The 18,619-nt window shown below is 65.2% G+C and carries 14 protein-coding genes; 11 read left to right on the top strand and 3 right to left on the bottom strand.

What is annotated here, in order from left to right; genetic code table 11:
- The first annotated feature begins 80 nt into the window (after positions 1-80).
- The 11 genes from agaS to ACULPM_RS06465 all read left to right on the top strand — a co-directional run bounded on the left by agaS (position 81) and on the right by ACULPM_RS06465 (position 11,282).
- Positions 81-1,247 (top strand): SIS domain-containing protein, encoded by a 1,167-nt coding sequence (gene agaS / locus ACULPM_RS06515; RefSeq protein ID WP_445331361.1) that lies wholly within the window; start codon positions 81-83, stop codon positions 1,245-1,247.
- Between the two features lie 133 nt (positions 1,248-1,380).
- On the top strand, positions 1,381-2,547 hold the full coding sequence (gene nagA, locus ACULPM_RS06510; protein ID WP_445331360.1) for an N-acetylglucosamine-6-phosphate deacetylase: 1,167 nt from the start codon (positions 1,381-1,383) through the stop codon (positions 2,545-2,547).
- A gap of 131 nt (positions 2,548-2,678) precedes the next feature.
- Positions 2,679-3,392, top strand: coding sequence for an SIS domain-containing protein (locus tag ACULPM_RS06505; RefSeq protein ID WP_445331359.1), 714 nt, complete (start codon positions 2,679-2,681; stop codon positions 3,390-3,392).
- A 345-nt stretch (positions 3,393-3,737) separates the two neighbouring features.
- A complete protein-coding gene (locus ACULPM_RS06500; protein WP_445331358.1) occupies positions 3,738-4,436 on the top strand; it encodes a TIGR00266 family protein in 699 nt (232 codons plus the stop codon).
- A gap of 615 nt (positions 4,437-5,051) precedes the next feature.
- A complete protein-coding gene (locus ACULPM_RS06495; RefSeq protein ID WP_445331357.1) occupies positions 5,052-5,594 on the top strand; it encodes a type IV toxin-antitoxin system AbiEi family antitoxin domain-containing protein in 543 nt (180 codons plus the stop codon).
- Positions 5,594-6,406, top strand: coding sequence for a nucleotidyl transferase AbiEii/AbiGii toxin family protein (locus ACULPM_RS06490; RefSeq protein ID WP_445331356.1), 813 nt, complete (start codon positions 5,594-5,596; stop codon positions 6,404-6,406). The genes ACULPM_RS06495 and ACULPM_RS06490 overlap by 1 nt, the downstream gene beginning before the upstream one ends.
- Before the next feature lie 1,625 nt (positions 6,407-8,031).
- A complete protein-coding gene (locus ACULPM_RS06485; RefSeq protein WP_445331355.1) occupies positions 8,032-8,409 on the top strand; it encodes a plasmid mobilization protein in 378 nt (125 codons plus the stop codon).
- Between the two features lie 11 nt (positions 8,410-8,420).
- Positions 8,421-8,639: a hypothetical protein gene (locus ACULPM_RS06480; RefSeq protein WP_445331354.1), complete on the top strand. Its 219-nt coding sequence runs from the start codon at positions 8,421-8,423 to the stop codon at positions 8,637-8,639.
- A gap of 78 nt (positions 8,640-8,717) precedes the next feature.
- Complete coding sequence (locus ACULPM_RS06475; RefSeq protein WP_445331353.1) at positions 8,718-9,338, top strand: type IV secretory system conjugative DNA transfer family protein; 621 nt, start codon at positions 8,718-8,720, stop codon at positions 9,336-9,338.
- A gap of 5 nt (positions 9,339-9,343) precedes the next feature.
- Positions 9,344-10,300 carry a type IV secretory system conjugative DNA transfer family protein gene (locus ACULPM_RS06470; protein ID WP_445331352.1) on the top strand — a complete coding sequence of 319 codons (957 nt, stop codon included), beginning with the start codon at positions 9,344-9,346 and terminating at the stop codon, positions 10,298-10,300.
- Between the two features lie 22 nt (positions 10,301-10,322).
- Positions 10,323-11,282 carry a relaxase/mobilization nuclease domain-containing protein gene (locus ACULPM_RS06465; protein ID WP_445331351.1) on the top strand — a complete coding sequence of 320 codons (960 nt, stop codon included), beginning with the start codon at positions 10,323-10,325 and terminating at the stop codon, positions 11,280-11,282.
- A 216-nt stretch (positions 11,283-11,498) separates the two neighbouring features.
- Here ACULPM_RS06465 and ACULPM_RS06460 read toward each other — a convergent pair whose 3' ends face one another.
- The 3 genes from ACULPM_RS06460 to ACULPM_RS06450 all read right to left on the bottom strand — a co-directional run bounded on the left by ACULPM_RS06460 (position 11,499) and on the right by ACULPM_RS06450 (position 18,146).
- The gene (locus tag ACULPM_RS06460; RefSeq protein WP_445331350.1) at positions 11,499-12,737 is read right to left on the bottom strand and encodes a hypothetical protein; all 1,239 of its coding nucleotides are present in this window, start codon (positions 12,735-12,737) and stop codon (positions 11,499-11,501) included.
- Between the two features lie 356 nt (positions 12,738-13,093).
- Positions 13,094-16,132: a DUF4062 domain-containing protein gene (locus ACULPM_RS06455; protein WP_445331408.1), complete on the bottom strand. Its 3,039-nt coding sequence runs from the start codon at positions 16,130-16,132 to the stop codon at positions 13,094-13,096.
- Between the two features lie 172 nt (positions 16,133-16,304).
- Positions 16,305-18,146: a hypothetical protein gene (locus ACULPM_RS06450; protein WP_445331349.1), complete on the bottom strand. Its 1,842-nt coding sequence runs from the start codon at positions 18,144-18,146 to the stop codon at positions 16,305-16,307.
- Between the last annotated feature and the right edge of the window lie 473 nt (positions 18,147-18,619).

The following is an 18,619-nucleotide window of genomic DNA, read 5'->3' as shown; positions in this document are numbered from 1 at the left end:
GTGACAGGCACTTTTGCACGCCCAGCGCCTTCCCTAACCCGACGGGAGAAAAGACCCCGCCAACCCGAAAGGAGCGATCAATGTTCGAGAAGAGCAAGGAGGAGCTTGTCGCCCTCGGCGCGGACATCACCACGGCCGAGATTGCGCAGCAGCCCGAGCTGTGGAGGGACACGCTCGAGATCTACAAGGCCAACCTCGACGCCATCACCGCGTTTCTCGCCGACGCCCGCGCCATGGGCGAGGGCCGTCTGTCCGTCGTCTTCACCGGTGCCGGCACCTCCGACTACGTGGGAGACACCGTGGCACCGTACCTGCGCCACGCCGGCGACGTCTCGCTCTACGACTTCAAGCCCGTCGCCACCACGGACATCGTCTCCGCGCCGCGCGACTTCCTGAACCCGGACGAGCCCACGCTGCTCGTCTCCTTCGCGCGCTCCGGCAACAGCCCCGAGTCCCTGGCTGCCGTCGAGATCGCCGGCAAGTTCGTGAAGAACGTCCGCTTCCTCAACATCACCTGCGCCCCCGAGGGCAAGCTCGCCGTCGAGTCCGCCGATGACCCGCATGCCCTCACGCTGCTCATCCCGCGCGCCAACGACAAGGGCTTCGCCATGACCGGCTCCTACAGCTGCATGACGCTGCTCTCCACCCTCATCTTCGACTCCGCCTCCCTCGACGAGAAGGCCGCGTGGGTCGAGCAGATCGCCAAGATGGGCGAGGAGGTCGTCTCCCGCGAGGACGAGGTTGCCGCCTTCCTGGCCGGCGACTTCAACCGCGTGACCTACCTCGGCTCCGGCTCCTTCGTGGGCCTTGCCCAGGAGAGCCAGCTCAAGATCCTCGAGCTCGCCCATGGCCTCGTGGCCACCTCCTGGGACAGCTCCATGGGCTACCGTCACGGGCCCAAGTCCTTCGTGGACGACAAGACCCTGGTCTTCGTCTACATGAACAACGACGAGTACACCCGCCAGTACGACCTCGACATCCTGAACGAGATCGGCGGCGACAAGATCGCGCAGAAGACCATCGCCGTCCAGCAGGACTGCGGCCCGGTCTTCGAGGGCGAGTCCTTCACCTTCGCCGGCTACGACGCGCTGCCCGAGGGCTACCTCGCGCTCCCGTTCATCATGGTCGCGCAGACGGTCTCGCTGCTCAACTCCGTGCGCGTGGGCAACACGCCCGACACGCCGAGCCCCACCGGCACCGTCAACCGCGTCGTCAAGGGCGTCACCATCCACCCCTTCGAGGCGTAGCGTGCAAAGGGGACAGTCACTTTTCCACGCTTTGACAGAGGCGAGAGGGTAAATTGTCACTAACGGGCGCCCGCCTGCATGACCGTGCGGGCGGGCGCCGCCGCATAGAACCCAGATCGTGAGGAGAAGAACCATGGGCACGTTTGCTATCAAGGCTGACCGCTTCGTACTTCCCGGCGCCACCATGCAGGGCGGCTACCTCACCATCGAGGACGGCGTGTTCGGCATGTGGTCCGCCGACGAGCCGGACTGCGAGATTCGCGACCTCACGGGCTGCATCGTGGGCCCGGGCCTCGTGGACACGCACATCCACGGCTTCTACAACCACGCCACCACCGACCGCAGCGCCGAGGGCATCAACGCCTCGAGCGTGGAGCTCGCGCGTCGCGGCACCACCTGCTGGCTGCCCACCACCTTCACCGAGTCCGTCGAGCAGGTCGCGGACTCCTGCGCCGCCATCGCCGAGGCCGACGAGGGCCGCTCCGACGACTTCGTGGGCGCGCGCATCGGCGGCATCTACCTCGAGGGCCCGTTCTTCACCGAGGCCCACGTGGGCGCCCAGAACCCGGTCTACCTGATCGACCCGAGCGTCGAGACCTTTGACATGTGGCAGGAGAAGGCCGGCGGCCGCATCGTCAAGAGCGCGCTCGCGGCCGAGAAGAACGGCGCGTGCGCGTACTGCGCCGCCCTCGACGAGCGCGACGTGGTCACCTCCATCGGCCACTCCGACGCCCACTACGACGAGGTCCTCGCCGCCGTCAACGCCGGCGCAAGCTGCTTCGTCCACACCTACAACGGCCAGCGCGGCCTGCACCACCGCGACCCGGGCGTCGTTGGCGCGGCCATGACCACCAACGGCACCTACGCGGAGATCATCTGCGACGGGCGCCACGTCGTCCCCGGCGCCATCAAGGCGCTCGTGGACGCCAAGGGCTGGGACCACACGGTCCTCATCACCGACTGCCTGGGCTGCGGCGGCATGCCCGAGGGCGAGTACGTGTCCGGCGGCCTGCCCGTCGTGATGAAGGGCGGCCTGTGCTACCTGCTCAACGAGGACGGCACCACGGGCTCGATCGCCGGCTCCGTGCTCACGCTCGCCGAGGGCGTCAAGAACATGGTGGACTGGCAGATCGTGACCGCCGAGCAGGCCATCCGCATGGCCACCGAGGTCGCCGCCCGCTCCGCCCACATCGAGGAGCGCTTCGGCTTCATCAAGCCCGGTCGCGACGCCGACCTCACGGTCTTCAACGCGGACATGACGCTCGCCACCACCTTCGTCGGAGGCGTCGAGGTCAAGTAGCGGGGTCAAGGAACGAACGCGCCCTCTGCGCCACGTTCTTCTCGCCAACGGCGATGCTGTTGTCGGGAGGGCGCAGGGGGCGCGCATCTTCATAGCGGCTCAGGGATTTCGGTCGTAGGAGAGGAGAGGCAATGGGCAGCACGGCAGCACGTTTCAAGGCGGAGGTCCTGCGCCGCCTGGACGAGGTCTTTGACGGCCAGGAGGACGCCCTGCACGAGGCGGCGGTCATCTTTGCCGACACCATCGAGCGCGGCGGCATCATCCGCGCCTTCGGCTCCGGCCACAGCCACGCCAACGCGCTCGAGATTTGCGGCCGCGCCGGCGGCTACATCCAGACCAAGGTGGTGCGCGAGCCCGCGTGGGGCATCTACGAGATGATCGATGGTGTGGGCGACCAGTTCTGGCTCAAGCTGGACCTGCGTCCCGAGGACTGCCTCGTCGTGATCTCCAACTCCGGGCGCAACCCGCTGCCTATCGAGCTTGCCACGCACGCGCGCGAGGCGGGAGTCAAGGTCATCGCCGTGACGGCGGTTGACGTCTCCCGCGCGGGCACCTCGCGCGCCAAGTCCGGCAAGCGGCTCTTCGAGTGCGCTGACGTGGTGCTGGACAACAAGTCATCCTTCGGCGACGCGGCGCTCGAGGTGGAGGGGCTGTCCACGCGCGTGGGCGGCACCTCGCTCTACACGGGCTGCCTGCTTCTGGACTGCGCCGTCATGGAGTCCATCGACATCCTGCTCGAGCGCGGCGTCCAGCCGCCGCTCTTTATGAGCGCCAACGTCGACGGCGGCCCCGAGTTCAACCAGCGCCTCCTCGACCAGTTCAAGGAGCGCCTGGCGGAATACTAGGGCCGGGCGATAAGAACGTGCGCGGGCGACGGTTCCGGTTTCCGGGCCGCCGCCCGCCGTCTTCAAAACCGGGGCCGTGGCAGTCTGACGGCAAGCGGCGTTGTCGAAGACGGGGTTGTGGCAGAGCGTTCTTCTCGCCATCTGGCGTTTCTTTGGCGCGCGTTGTCGAATCGGGGGTTCTGGCAGTGGGTTTTCTGCCACAACCCCCGTCGTCGCAACGCCGGGGAGCCCTTGGTTGCCATGACCCCATTTTCCGCAGCGAGGCAATCGCTGGGGGTCGAGCGGCTCGCATCGTGCGGCTATACTCGGAGCATGATGAGCCGTACGGCTACGAGAGGAGCCCCTATGAGATTCGTACTGACCGGTGATTCCGACTGCCCGATTGCCCGCATCTCGCTCGAGCCGGGCGAGTCCGTGCGCACCGAGAGCGGCAGCATGGTGTACTCGCGCGGGGTCGAGATCACGGGTGGGCTCAACACCAAGAAGAAGGGCCTCGGCGGCGTCTTCAGCGCCATCGGGCGCAGCATCACCAGCGGCGAGTCCATGTTCGTCACCACGGCGACCGGCACCTCTCCGGACGGCGAGATCGCCGTGGCGCCGCCCATCCCCGGCAAGATCGTGGAGCTGGGCATAGACGGCGCCCACCAGTACCGCCTCAATACCGGCGCGTTTCTCGCCTGCGATGAGACCGTCGAGTACACGATGGTCAACCAGGGCATCACGAAGGCGTTCTTCGGCAACACGGGCGGCCTCTTTGTCATGGAGGTGCACGGCGAGGGCAGCCTGCTGGTCTCGGCGTTCGGGGATCTCCTGGCGCTCGACGTGACCCCCGACGAGCCGCTGGTGGTCGACAACGAGCACGTGGTCGCCTGGGACGCCGGTCTTGACTACCACATCGAGGTGGCGAGCGGCATGTTCGGCTTCACCACCGGCGAGGGCCTGGTGAACTCCTTCAGCGGCAGCGGCCGCGTGTACATCCAGACGCGCAACCTGGCCAACCTTGCCCAGGCGATGCACCCGTACCTGCCTGCGTCGTCCAGCTAGGGGGGCGTCGCGTCGGGCCTGCGGACGCTGGGCCTGCGGACATCGGGCCCATTAACGCGCACTCGTGCAGCCTTAGCTGACCCCCAACTGGGAAAACGCGAGAAGGACGTGCACGAGTGTGCGTTAATTTGGGGGCCGTACGAACGAAAAGCCCGGAGGCCACATGACCTCAGGGCTGCAAGTTTATGATCGAGGGAGCTGGATTCGAACCTGTGGCCTTCTGGTCATGAGCCCAAGGCCGGCTCGAAAGACGGATAATTCGAATTGGCTCCGTTTCGGCTGCCGGATGGCGTAGCCCAATGGGACGTCCGGCCAGGTCCTTTCTAGTCGTAAAAAGTGCTAAATCAATCTCCGTTCGCGCCCTTAGTCGTAAATAGGACTTGCTTACGACTATCGGGCCCATCCGGAGCGACCTTGCGCCACAGCAGCCTCTGCATGATGGGGCCGATTGGCAGGTCAGCCGAATCGAGGAGGGCGACCACCTCACGGCGATGGCGGAGGGGATGTGAGGCCGCCCTGGCAGTCGGGTGCGAGGTGAGACCCTTCCCTGAAAAGCCACAATCACCTACAATTGTCATCAGATGTAGGTTCTTATGGCTTTCAAGGAGGAACGGTGTGGTAATCACCTACCGGGAGGCGCTCGAGAAGCTCGGGAGCAGGTACCGCGTTCGGAAGGCGGTGTCGGAGGGGGCGCTCCACCCCGTCGGCCGGGGGATGTACTCGACTAGCCGGGACGAGGACGCACTCGCCGTGATCGCGAAGCGGTATCCCGGCGCGATCCTGACCGGGCAGACCGCGCTCTACGCCTACGGCCTCGTGACCGCGCCGCCCGACCGGATCGACCTAGCCACGAGGCGCGGGGGGACCAAGATCCGCGACGGCGCCGTGCGCCAGCACTTCATCCCCGAGGGATGGCTGGGCGTCGGCAGGTCGACCGTCCTCCTGGACGGGACAGAGCTTGCCGCGTACGACCTCGAGCGCATGCTCCTCGAGCTCATGCGCTCGCGCAACAAACTGCCCTACGACCTCTACCGGGAGGCGGTCGCCTCGTTCCGCAGGCGGTCGGAGCGGCTGGACATATACAGGCTGCAGGACTATGCGGAGGCGATCCCGCGCGGCGAGGCGCACCTCGGGCGCGCCATGGAGGAGGTGTTCTGATGGACCTGAACGAGATGAGGGCGCGCTACGAGCGCGAGGAGGGCTACTCCCGGCTCAACGCGACCGCGCGCGTCTGCCAGGACGTGATTCTCTCGAAGCTGGCGGCGTCGAGCATGCGCGACCGTGTGACGGTCAAGGGAGGGGTCCTGATGTGCGCGCTGTCGGGGAGCAGCCGCCGCGCGACCCAGGACATAGACCTCGACTTCGTGCGGTACCCGATGACCGACGCCTCCATCCGCTCCTTCGTGTCCGCCCTCTCGAACCTCGGCGACGGCATCACCGTCCGCGTCGCCGGCGAGATAGAGGAGCTGTCGCAGCAGGACTACAGAGGGAGGCGCGTCAACCTCAAGATCAGCGACGGCCGCAGCACGCTCGACACCAAGCTCGACCTGGGGGTCCACGCGAGCGCCACGATGGAGCAGGACGAGCTGTGGTTCGACGTGGCGCACCGGCAGGAGGGCGTCTGCCTGCTTGCGAACTCGAAGGAGCAGGTGTTTGCGGAGAAGCTCAAGTCCCTGCTCCTCCACGGCATCCGCAGCACGCGCTTCCGCGACCTCTACGACATGTACTACATCGGACACAGGAGGGACCTCGACAGGGAGAGGCTCGCGCGCTACATCGACGAGGCCATCGTCGAGGACCGGGACATGTGGGACGAGAGCATCGAGGACGTCGTCAGGTGCGTCGAGCGGACCCTCTCCAACCGGCGGTTCCTCGCCCGGATGAAGTCCTCCCACAGGGACTGGATAGGCCGGAGTGCCGAGGAGGTCGCCCGATGGCTGCCCGGGTTCCTGGCCACCCTCAACCGATAGGCGTAAGCCAGACCAGGAGCGCGGTGGTCGCCGAAAGGCCTCGAATGGCGTCTCGCCCCGAGGCGATAGGGAAGAGGGTGGACATGATCGATTTCGACATCTTCACGATTCAGGTGGCGAAGCGGCTCCTCCGCGAAGCGTGTCCCCTTCGGCGATTGCTTGGATAACCCCGCTGGTTACATTTTGCGGCAGCCCCGAAGCTTGGAGAGATTCGATGTGCGACGGGGGAAGGCATTGTCCGATTTGCCCGGAGGGGAAGTGAGAATGCTCCCGTAACATCTCCTTCTGGGTGTAGACAAACCCAGCTATGTTCATCGAGTGGAAAGTTGAGGCCACGGTATGTGACCTCAACTTCGTGGCTGCTCATGTTTGAAATACGATGGTAGGCATCGGGAGGTATCTTGAAAGAACCTGCATCGGGCCTTCCATTTTGCCGAGCTCTAGCAGTCCTAGTTTTTCGCATCACCCGATAGGTGCGGCGTGCCACGCATACGTTAAATTCTCAGTCATCGGGAACTCCGACGTTCGCAGGGCGTTCGGACTTGGGGGCGACAGGTCTCAGGCTTCCGGAATAATCAGGGGTACTCCTGCCGTCGGCCTCATCAAGCCCGTCGACTCCTCCTCCGTCCCGCGCAATCTCCGCTACGCATCCTTCTGGGGATGACGCCTCTGCTGAGCGGGTGACAAGTATCGCAAGATGCCGCGAAGCGTCACGAAACACCGCCTCCCATGGAGCCGTGGTGGCGAAGGTGTGCCTTAATCTGCGGGGTGGTCAATGAGTGAGGTGCCAATTTGGCGCCTCGCTTCGTCTGACGAAAGGCCTCCTCCCCGCGGCTGGCCGGCCCATTGGCCGTGACGGGTTGGCGCCGAAGCTCTCGGACGAGATCGGCTTGGGTCCCAAGCGGGTCCAGGGGGCAAAGGAGCTTCTGGACAGGAAGGTAATCGAGTGCGTTGGCTCTAGGAAATACGGGAGTTGGGGGCTATTACGACATCCCATGTCGCAATAATGTCGCAATGGGCGTCGCAATAAGAGCGTGGCAGGCCAGCTGGCGATGTCGGTATCATAGCCTACTCTCGTTGATGAAAACAGAGCGTACTTTTTTCATCATTATGACCCAGGTGCTCAATCCCACGCGCTGCGGCGCTGACCGTGCTGCTCCGAAATGCTCCGAGGCTACCCTAGAGTCGTTCCGAAAGCTTTCGGGTGGGGGTTTCGGGATGGGCGCGGTCGGGCCGCGGGCTCTGCGCGAGCGCCGGCGGGCGCCAGCGGCCCCCATTAACGCGCACTCGTGCAGCCTCGGCTGACCCCCAACTGGGAAAACGCGAGAAGGACGTGCACGAGTGCGCGTTAATTTGGGGGCCGTGCAAACGAAAAGCCCGGAGGCCACATGACCTCCGGGCTGACTGTGTATGGTCGCGGGGGCAGGATTTGAACCTACGACCTTCGGGTTATGAGTGCCTTGGGATATGTCATCGCAAGGAACAGGAGGGAACCAGAGGTAGCCTCTACCTCGGCAAACGGCGGCGTGAGGCAATTCTAGAGAGTCCGGGGGCAGTCGAGGGCGGCGCCGGCTGTCCCAAAACTGTCCCCGGCTCTGTCCCAAACAGGAGATAGGAGAATTGCCATGCATGCACAGATCACTGAAGGCAGGAGGGTCGACGGGGCCTGCCGCGACGCTCGCATCGAGGTCAGGGTCACTCGCCGTGAGATGGACCGAATCAGGCACAGGGCGAGGAGGTCGGCAATGACCGTCTCGTCCTACATGCGCCACTCGGCGCTGAGGGATAGGGAAGCGCCGAGCATCGAGGTCGACGCCATCGCCCTCCGTGAGGCCCACGTCAACCTCAAGCGTGCCGGCTCTAACATCAACCAGATTGCCAGGGCCCTGAACACGTATGGTGCCGGAGGGGCGCACACGGCGGCCATAGATTCCGCCCTCTCCGCCGTGGCCGCAGCAGCGGACGCGGTGGCGGAGGTCCTGTCGCTCGTCCGGGGCCGTTAGGGGGCGATCACGTGAACGTTCTCGTCAAGTCTGCCTTAGCGGCACTGGCGCTAGGCGCCATCTCCTGTCCGGTCCTCGCGGACCTCGTTGAGTCCCTGCTCGCGGGCTCCGCACCGGACCTGGCGGGCGCGCTCTCGTCCTTCAGCGCCCCCGCCGTCGCCGCGTGGTGGGCCTCCGGCGGGCCCCTCGGGGCGCCCGCGGGCACCGCGGCGACGCTCGCGACGTGCTGACTCGCGTCCCTCCTCGCCATCTCGAGGCTGGAGGCAGCCGGGCGAGACCCCGACGGCGGGCCTCTCGGCAGCGCCCGGGTGAGGGAGGGTCGCGAGGTCGTCGCCGGATCGGAGACGTGGGACGGGAGGTCGAGCCCAAGGGCCAGGGGGATCGTCTACGGCTACGCGCGCTGGCGCTACCTCTTCGAGCCCGGCAGATTCGTCCTCATCGACGGCGCCACGGGGTCGGGGAAGAGCCGCTACCTCCTGATCCCCAGCCTCGACCTGCTCACCTACGGCGACGGCTCCGCGGGGTCGGAGCCCCACACCGTCGTCGTCTCGGACGTGAAGAACGAGCTCGTCGAGCTCTGCGGCGACGAGCTTGCGCGAAGGGGCTACGAGGTCCTGCTGCTCGACACCGCGAGCCCGCTGAGGGGGCAGCGCTTCAACCCGCTCGCGCGCGTCTGCCGCCTCGCCGCGGCGGGCAGGCGCCACGAGGCCGAGCTCGCGGCGGACTCGCTCGCGGCGGTCGTCGTCCCCGACGACGGCCCCGGCGGGGCGTCGCACTGGGCGCTCTCGGCGAGGTCACTTCTATCGGCGCTCGTGCTCTACGTCGCGACCGCGGAGGGGTGCCCCGACGGCGCGCGCCACATGGCCACCGTCGACGCCGTGCTCTGCCGCGGCACCGAGGGGAGGGCGACGACCCCGCGGCGCCCCTGAAGGCGGTGCTGAGGGGCCTGCCCGAGGGCCACCCCGCGCGCTCGAGGGCGTCCCAGTTCCTGTCGTCCGGGGGCAACGAGCTTAGGAGCGTCCTCTCGACGCTCAAGGTGGCGACGCGGGCCTACTCCTCGGCGCCCGTGGCGTGGATGACGTCGGGGTCCGACATCGACCCCGAGAGGGTCCTCACGAGGAAGACCGCCCTCTTCCTGCATTCCATGGACGAGGAGGGAGTGCCCTACAACGCCGTGCTCACCGTGCTGCTCGACCAGCTTTGGGCGGCGGCGCGGGAGCGGGCGGAGGCGGAGGGCGGCGCGCTCGCGCGCCCCGTGACGGTCGTGGGCGACGAGTGGGGCAACCTCCCAAGGATGCCCGGGCTCCCGGCGCTGCTGAGCCTCGGCCGCAGCTACCGCTTCTACTGGGCGGGCGCCGTGCAGAACGTGGCGCAGCTCAACAAGTACGGCGAGCGGGACGGCAGGAGGAAGGTCCTCGCGAACTGCGGCGTGAAGGTCGCCCTCAAGCTGGGCGAGGAGGAGGACCGCCGCTACTTCTCCGAGCTCGTGGGGAAGACGACGAGGCATACGCGGGGGACGAGCTCCAGCAGGGGGCGTGGGGCCTCGAGCTCGATTAGCTACAGCGAGCAGGCCGACGACGTCATCCACCCCTGGGAGTGGCTGGGAATGAGCCCGGACCGCGACGGCGCCATCGTGGTCAAGCAGGCGGAGAACGGCGTGCCCAAGACCCACGCGGGGGCGTTCCGCGCCCCGCTGGGGGACTGCTCGAGGACCCCGACCGGGCGGCACTTCGACCTCGGGAGCCCCGAGCACGAGGCCGCCAGGAGGCGCGACTACCGGCGCAGGCTCGACGAGAGGGCGTCGTGCGCCGACACGGCGGTGGAGACGTGGTGCCCGGAGTGGCCCGACGCCGCGACGGCGAACAAAGACGACGAGTGGAGCGCCCTGTAAGGGCGTGGAGAGGGAGGTACCCGTGACCGCGATCAAGCAGACGAGCGTCAAGAGCACGCGCCACCTCAGGAGGCTCGAATCCTACCTCGACTGGGAACGTGAGAAGGCCCTCGACCACTGGACGCAGAACCTCTGCGCCGAGGACTTCCGGGGAGCGTTCCGCGAGATGGACGCGACCAGGAGGGCATACGGGCACGACCGCCCGGGGAGGGCGGGCTGTCGCACGTCCCTCGCCGAGCACCAGATACTTGCCTTCGACCCCGCGGCCTGCTCGTGCAACGGCGGGCCGATGACGCCCTCGCGGTGCATGGACTACGCGCGGGACTACGTGGAGGCGAGGTACCCCAGCCAGGAGGTTGTCGTCGTGCTCCACCGCGAGAGATGCGCCGCCGACGGCACCGACAGGTTCGCCGCGCACCTCTGCGTCTCGAGGACAAACCTCGAGACGGGCAGGCGCCTCGACGAGGGCCCCGCGAGGAGGGCCGCAAAGGCGCGCGTCGCCACCGTGAGGGAGCTCGACGAGCGCTACGGCCTGCCCCAGCTCGAGCGCGGGGCGAACTCCAGGGCCCACGCCAGGCAGCCGTCGCGCGCCGAGCGCGAGTGGCAGCGCCGCGACTCTACCCACCGCTCCGAGAACGACCTCGTGCGCGAGCGGGTCGCGGCCCGCGCGACGGAGGTGGCGGCGCTTCGCGAGTGCCCGAACCGTCCCCGCGAGCTCGCGCGCAGGCTCCGGGAGGACGGCATCGTGATGACGCTCTCGGCGCGCGGCGACGCGCAGTTCCGCTTCCGCTCCGAGAGCCTCGCCCGGAGCGGGAGGGGGCCGGTCCGGAGGGTCAACGGAGCCACCCTCGGCCGCGCCGTCAACAGGAGGACCGGCGCTGCGGTCCGGCTCGACCGAGCGGGCCTGTCCCTTGCGCTCGGCATGGCGAGGGACATCGAGAGAGCGGCGGAGCGCGGGATGGACGGCGGCCGGGAGGGCTAGGGCGTCACAACACTAGAACAGTTCGCCTCATACCGCCCGCCCCCATGCGCCACGTTTGCTCCGTTAGCACACGAAGCGGGAGGAAGGGGCCATGGTCAATCTGAGAGTCCCGGAATTCGCCGGTCCGTTCGAGAGGCTTGTCGAGGTGTTCGGAACTCGGGGGTAGCTCGCCCGTCACACGCGATGCCCATCCTCTCCTCTGGTCGGTCGAGAGGCCTACTCTTGGAAGCGTGCCTGCGGCAGCCCAGACGAATCGGCGTCTGACCACCGCTCGTATGTCGCGCGCCGCTCCGCGCTGGCAACCACGAAGCGGTCGCCCAGCCCGAGGATCACGACCGGTGCGCCCGGTTTCGCCCAGTCGCACACCACCGTCTCTCGGAGGGGGAGCCCGCCCCCCTTGACGGGGACCTCCTCGCCCGAGGCGCAGAGCGCGAACTCCTCCTCGAAGCTGCTTGCGAGGTTTTCGGGTACGTTTCCCGGCGCGGCGCTCACCCCGCTCTCGATGAAGTCCCATGGATAGCCGACGAGCTCCTGCTCGCTGGAAATGAGCTGGGCGAGCCTTGCGAAGTGCCGGGACGGCGTCTGGCAGAAGAGGGCGCCGGGCTCCTCTGCGCCCTGAGTGATGAACAGGTGCCTCGCCCCCTCGAGAAGGTCCTCCGGGATGGGGACGACGAGATCCTGAGAGATGGTCGCCTCGTGCGTCCCGAGGAGCAGGGGGTGCTCGGGTCTCCTCCCGCTCTCGAGGGCGGCGCAGAGCTCGCAGGCCATCTCCGGCTCCTCCTCCCCGTCGTCATAGCCGTAGATAGCCGGCCCGGGCCAGGCGACGCCGACGATGCCTGCGAAGTTCAAACTCGCCTTGCCCCGTCCGTACACCCAGCGCAGCACATCCTGCCCCAGCTGCGAGCAGGACTCGATCCAGTAGGCGTCCCTAGAATCGGGGAGGAGGGCGTCCTTCGCCCCTCCTCCCGACAGCCCCGGCGTCCTGGACATCAGCCGTGCGAGGGCGCTCGCCAGTCGCCTCGCCGCCGACCCTTCAGACACCTCCCAGAGGGCGACGGCGTCGCCGACGCCCGAGAAGTCGTGGTGCCCCAGCGTCGCCGCCCCGAGGGCGTTGAGCGAGCGGCCCGCCGCGAGCAGGAGGCGCCGGAGGAGCTCGACGCAGGCGGCGAGGTCGTAGATGCCGTCGACGCTCATGAAGAAATCCTCGAGGTCGAAGCGGCGCGCTCTCCTCGGGCTTGTGAGGAAGGACTCCACGGCGCCTGCGGCGCGGGCCCAGGCCGCGGCTGCCGACGAGGGGCTCGCGAGCACCGCTCCGTCCTCGGAAAGGGTCTGCGAGGCGAGGTCCAGCTCCGAGCCGAGGGCCAGGAGTTCGCGGCGGTCCTGGGCCATGAACTCCGAGGTCTTCTTTCGCACGAGCCTTTCGGCGGGCTCTGCCAGCGCGACGACTCTCTCCACCCCTGGTCTCGAGCTCCGTGACCGAGGAGAGAAGCGCGTTGCGGAGCCTGGCGAAGCTGCGGTCGCCGCGGCGTGGCGACTCGAGCTCGAGGAGGTAGGCAACGAGGTCATCCAGCGAGTCAGGCTCCAGGAGGAGCGGGGTCCCCGCCTCAGGGCCACGAGACCCGAGCAAGAACTCACGCGCCACATCGTCGAGGTCGTCGGCTCCTACCCCGGCAATGCCGATCTTTCCCCAGATACTCATCATGGCTCCTTGCGCTATCGCCCCGAAAGCACTCTCTCAGTTGCCTTGTAGACGCGGGTCTTCGCGGTCGTGTGGCGACGCACAGGAAGGACAAGCCTTCACTCAACGCGATCTACCCGATGGAATCCCTGGTTATCTTTCTTCCGGAAATGGTTCTGGTCGCCTTGCCATCCTGTCCTTCTCGTTCCTGCTCCGTCACGTCAACGATGCCGTCGCTTGGGCGACTGCAAAGCTCGGGCGGAATCTTAGCGACCGGCATCTCAAATGAATCGGTATCGGGAAGTTCGTTGACATCGAGCAGCACGATGATCATCGAGGAGTTCCATCGGTCGGTGGAGAAGACGCAGGGACGCAGGCGCTTTCCGCAGAAGTCAAACCATGGCTCGCTTCCATTTTCCTGCGTGGCGCAGGCGCTGTCCACAAGAGCCCGAATAAATGGTCTCAGATTGTAGGGGTCTGGCTCGCTCTCGGTAAATTGCGTCCCGATGCTTCCGCATCCCTTTTCTGACAGGTACCACCATAGCGCCGCCTGCGTGATGAACTGATCTTGTTGGCCATTGCCCTTTACCGAGCGATAGGGATAACCGTTTGCAAGGATATGAGTGAGTCCGGAATCCCCGAAACCAACGAGATGCACCTCTGCCGCGTTGGGGTTCCAGTCGGAGAGGATGTCTAGATCGTACGCGACTTTTCCCTCCACCTCGTATTTCGCCCACTTGTAAGTCTCCCCGATGTAGGAGACCATGACTCCCTGCCTGAGCAGTGCGCCACTTTTTACCTTATCTACGTCTGGAGGCTCTATTATCCCGCTCCACCTAAGTGGGTCAGAGCGCATGGACGCCGTCTTTGTCCTGTGCGAGGCCCTGTTTTTGGCTTTCTCACAGAACGACATGTCTACCCCCTGCTTGATCATTAGGTTGTAGGCGGCGATGGATTCGAATCCGAGATTGCAGAGCGCTGCGTCCGACCCCCTGGTTCTTTGGCAGGTGTTTATGGCCCAGAGAAGAAACGAAACTGCCGAAGGCGAGATTCTACCGTCGCGAGACGTTCTTCGAACGGCGTCTGCGATCCACTCTTTCTCATCCAAAACAAGCTCATCCATTAGGGCGTTACGGACATTGGCGGGCGGAAGAAGGCCGGCCTTGCCACTGTGGCTGACAGCGAGGTGGCACAACGCAAGGGCAAGGTTGGGAAGGTCGAGCATTCTGCAGAGGTAAAAGACGTTGCCGAGGGAGGCCCGGGACCCGTCCGTAGTGGACAGCATCCTATTCACGAGCAAAGCAAAGAAGTCCTTTTGGCTTTCCTCACCATGGTTAAGCACGCGATTTTCGAGCGCCCTTCTAAATGATGCGTGCGTGATCTTGATGAGCCCGTCTGCGCCCCTGACTATCAGAGGGGAGAGAGAACCGAGCATGATTTCGAACTCAAGGGTGCGCCAGCGGTTCTCCGCCTTTTCGCAAATGGACTCGAGGGTCTGCACGGTCGTACCGTAAGGCAGGAACGCAAGAGCCTCGACGGCAGTCCGCAGGAAGCTCGCGTCTGGTGACGAACAGACCCCGTCAATCAGTGCGACGCCGAGCCTCGCGACGTCATCGGGCATCGCGGCTATGGCGTCTGAGATGCGTCGATCAATCTGCTGGGAGCTCTCGAGCGAGGAGAGATCCCTTCCGCCCAAAAGAGCCAATAGATTCGTCGAGAGCACGGCGTGGAGGGGAGTCTTATTCGTGCCCATGCCTGCGAGCGCCGCTCGCATTCTTGGGGTCACGTCCCGATGGCTTTCCCACAGCTTGAGCTCCGCCAGCTCCAAATACTCCCCCTGGCTTAGGGGGGCGATAGAGAACTCGGCGTAGCCGCCACCCCCCTTGGCCAGATTCGAGCGGTCTTCGCTGATTACCGCCCGGAAGAGGACGAAGGGGTTCTCCGAGCGCTTAAGTCTCGAGAAGCGGTGAATGCTCGAGAACACCTTCGCAGCGGCGTCGGTAAGGCCCGCGGGGCCGTCCGAGGTGTCCACGGCAACAAACAGCCTTACGACCTCCCCTGACGACTTACCGTATTCGCTGATGGCCCCATTGATCAGTGCGGACCATGTCCTGTGGTCAAACGGTTCGGCATCGGCCGCCTCTCTTGGGAGGTCTTTGCTAACGGGAGAGAGGCCAAGGGACGTCCTGATGCACGTGAGCAGATAGTCAAATACGGCGGAGAGAGAGCGCCCCGACACAGACGCGTCGGGAAAGTACCCTATCGATTTAGTGCGCGGCATGCTGGAGTAGCGGTGGAGCAGCTCGCAGAGAAGCTGAGTCTTCCCCTCGCCCCGATCTCCGACGATGCATACCGGATCGATCCGGAGATCGATCGCTTCCGCAGCCTTTTCTAGGAGTTCGTCGCGCTTGAGCGAGTAAGGTGCCTCCACTCTGTAGGATACGAACTTTCTGTTCGATGCCAGCAGTCGGTCAAACTCCCCCCTCTGCCCCTCCCGGTTCCAGTCGTCTTGGAAGGCGCCGAGAATCGCCTCCTCGAGAGAGCGATCGAGCGGCTCGCCAGAGGCCGTCACCATGTTTTCGAGCGCTCCCGAGCCTTCGTTCAGAGTCGCCTCGTACCGGATGAGCCCATCGCCGCACTCGCGTTCAAGCAAAGCCCGGATTGTCTCCAGCTTGTCGCAGTGCCCCTCGCTCGCGTAGCCATCTTCCGAGGTGGCGTGCTTCGCGAGGTCTATCGGGTCACGAAGGCAGGCGATAACGTGACCCTTGTTCTCGCAGCGCGTAATTTGGAACACCCCATACAGTATTTCTGCGGCGGTCACGCTCAGCTCCGAAACGCCGCCCAAGGGCCTCGCCTCGCTGCTGAGAATCTCTGCCCTTCTCGCATCGAGGGCCCCTTTCCAGGCGGCCTCTCCGGGAATCCATCCGTACCTCTCGCCGACGAAGCATACGAAGTACGGCTTGCAGCTGTCGATGAGGTCGAAGCACCTCTTTACCACCTTCTTGGAGGCCTCTTCCTCGCTCATGGACGAGGTGTCGACTCCCCAGCGGAGATCAACGAGGTCTAGCTGCTCCCCGTGCGCGGCGCACGCGAGCCTTAATCGTGGAGCGACCTTTTTTTGAAGGAGGTCGCGTTCGGAGTGGAAGTCTCGGAACGTCGAGGAGATGAACACTCTGCGTACGAGGACGGGTGCTTCGCTCTCGAGAAGGTCATAGCTATTGCGGCTGTCTGATGAGGGCAGTGGCGATGTGCCCGGTGCGGATGAGTCCGACGCCTCGAGCTTGGAAGAAAGCGCTTTCACCCAGCTGTCTGTGGGTGGCTCGTTCAGTCCTATCACCGTGTCGTCACTCCCATCTCGCGTCCCGGCAGGTTCCGTCGAGGTAGTCGAGCAGCTTGATCACGTCTCGGTCGCTCTGCTGAAAGTCACGGCTTTCCCCGGTCAGCTTGTTATATTCGGCGCTTATGCGGGGGAGCTCACTCCACGGCGCGATGCAGACATGCTCGTAGCGGGAGTCCCCGTATCCCGGGCCGTCCACTCTCGCGTACTTTCCCGGCGCCGTCTTTCCCGGTTCGAAGCCGGGTGGGGTCGCTCCTCCCGCGCACGCCTTGCTCGCGCAAAGATACCTTTGTCTCATGGTGTCCAGGCTCATGGGGGAGAAGCCAGACGCGACATGGAACGCGACCCATCGATGATGCTCGAGCCTCGCGAGGTAGTCGTCGGGCCCATCGGGGCATGGACACCTTCCATCTCTGCACGCGTCAAGCCACGCCCTTTCGACCTCAGCAAACCCGGCCATCGCCCTGCTGGAATCGCGGTCGAACTGGGTCGTTACCGTCTGCCACGCTTCGTTTGCCGCGTCTGAGACCCCGTGCCCCGCTATCGCACTCTGGGCGGGTATCCCAGCATAGAACGCATTGACCAGCTTTGCGCGGTCATCCATCTTGGAGCCAATTAGAGAGTTGCAGCTTGCGAGGGAGTCGTCGGCGCCGAATAGGAGCAGCCCCGTTGCCTGGTCTTCGTACTTCCAGGGCTCGCGGCACCTCGCAGCAACCCGTGTCGCCCTTTCCGGGCGCGTCCTCCTCAGGCCTAGCATGATACTGCGAGCTACGAAGACGTTGTGCTCGTCTTGGGGTTGAGCCAGTATGACCCAGTCGAAGCTCTCCTCCTTGACGTAGGCGTAAAGTTCCGGTCCTCGCGCGCTGCCCTGGTGATAGGTCATGGTCGCCGCAAGTCCGAGGGACGGGTAGCTCTCCTCGAACCACCCCTCGCTCTCGTCTCTCTCGCTCGACCAGATGTCTATCCTCGGCAGCTCTCTGTCCCTGTTTTGCCCGTCGGGGGGAAGCTGCAGGTTCATTGCGAGCTGGCGCGCGATGCACCCAGCCAGGCCATCGACGGCTCCTATCAGGAGGACGCGATAACCGCTGGCGCGGCATATGAGCTCTCCTGACTGAACGTCGTCCACGATTGCGGGCAGTACGTGCGAGTAGAGCAGGTCTTTGGCGGCGAGCTCGTCGTAGCGGTAGATGCTTACGTCGGCGTAGCCCCGATCCCCTAGTGTCCTTTCGACCCTGACTCCAAAGTCCATGAAGCTGACTGCGTATCGCTCACCGTGACTCGTTTGAGCCGCGAGGTCATACATCGATGTGACCATGGTCGCACCAGGCGGGCTGGCGTAACCATCGTCGGGGTCGAAGCCGCGGATGGCGACAAGGTCGTTTTCCCGGGCTTTGACGATGCTGGTTACGAAGGACCTTGCTGCCGCAGCCCCGTCGGGGATAGCAGAGACTAGGAAAGTCCTAGAAAACCTCTTGTGGGCGACTCGGCTGCGCTCGAGCCATCGCGACGCGAGGGCGGAAACGGCTAGGTCGACGGTGGTGTAAAGCGCGCAGATGCCGGCGAGCTGGAAGGCGGCGAGGAACGCGGCTGCCACTAAGCTATCACCATCTCCGCCCGCGGCGAACTCAGGCGATCCCGCCCCCACCATCATCAGCACTCCATTGTATGTCCCGGATACGAGGGACCCGAGGCTCGGTCCGGTCACGAAGAAGTTGCCGGTCACGTTGATGACAATGCAGACGAGCAGCATGATCGAGGCGTTGCGGAAGGGGTTTCGATGGTGCCGAGTCATCAGGAGCATGGCTGCCGCTGAGAGGGCAATCTCGATCAGGATGATGGCCTGCAACATCTCGTCTCCCTGCCAGAAATGCTCCTCAGGGCGCGCCGCTGGGCGTGGGCAGCATTGTTCGACGCCGCCGCGTACACTATATCCTCCCCGAAACATTGCGAAGGTGGGTCGTCTCGTCAAGATCGGCTGGCCGGCCCCTGATATTTCGCGAGCGGGGGCTGCTGTGTCCGGGCACGCCGGGGCCTTGCCGTGTGCGGAGACGTCGCACTCCAGCGATGACTTGCGGTCGGTAGCTCCTTCCGCGCCGGAGGCCAAATGGTCTGGGATGGCGCAGGGCGCCATCCGTCTGTCGAATTGTCGCTTCAAGAAACTATTCAGAAAACAACCTGTGTGTAGAATCTTTGCTGTTGTTGGATTCTGTGAGGGGGACCGCATATGCTCGCGCTGGCGTTTGGGCTTGAAAGCGCTCCCGATCTTACCTTGGCAAAGTACTCTACCCTGGGCGCACGGGGGATTCGCGGAGTTCTCGAGAC

It is taken from the genome of Thermophilibacter sp. ZX-H3, from assembly GCF_052599055.1.
Note: the sequence above shows the minus strand (reverse complement) of the source record. Positions and strands in the feature narration are given on the sequence as shown.

Bases quoted from the DNA above. Each gene is read 5' to 3' on its own strand.
- nagA (WP_445331360.1), top strand. From the start codon at position 1,381: ATGGGCACGTTTGCTATCAAGGCTGACCGCTTCGTACTTCCCGGCGCC.
- ACULPM_RS06485 (WP_445331355.1), top strand. From the start codon at position 8,032: ATGCATGCACAGATCACTGAAGGCAGGAGGGTCGACGGGGCCTGCCGC.
- ACULPM_RS06500 (WP_445331358.1), top strand. From the start codon at position 3,738: ATGAGATTCGTACTGACCGGTGATTCCGACTGCCCGATTGCCCGCATC.
- ACULPM_RS06450 (WP_445331349.1), bottom strand. From the start codon at position 18,146: ATGTTGCAGGCCATCATCCTGATCGAGATTGCCCTCTCAGCGGCAGCC.
- ACULPM_RS06490 (WP_445331356.1), top strand. From the start codon at position 5,594: ATGGACCTGAACGAGATGAGGGCGCGCTACGAGCGCGAGGAGGGCTAC.
- agaS (WP_445331361.1), top strand. From the start codon at position 81: ATGTTCGAGAAGAGCAAGGAGGAGCTTGTCGCCCTCGGCGCGGACATC.
- ACULPM_RS06505 (WP_445331359.1), top strand. From the start codon at position 2,679: ATGGGCAGCACGGCAGCACGTTTCAAGGCGGAGGTCCTGCGCCGCCTG.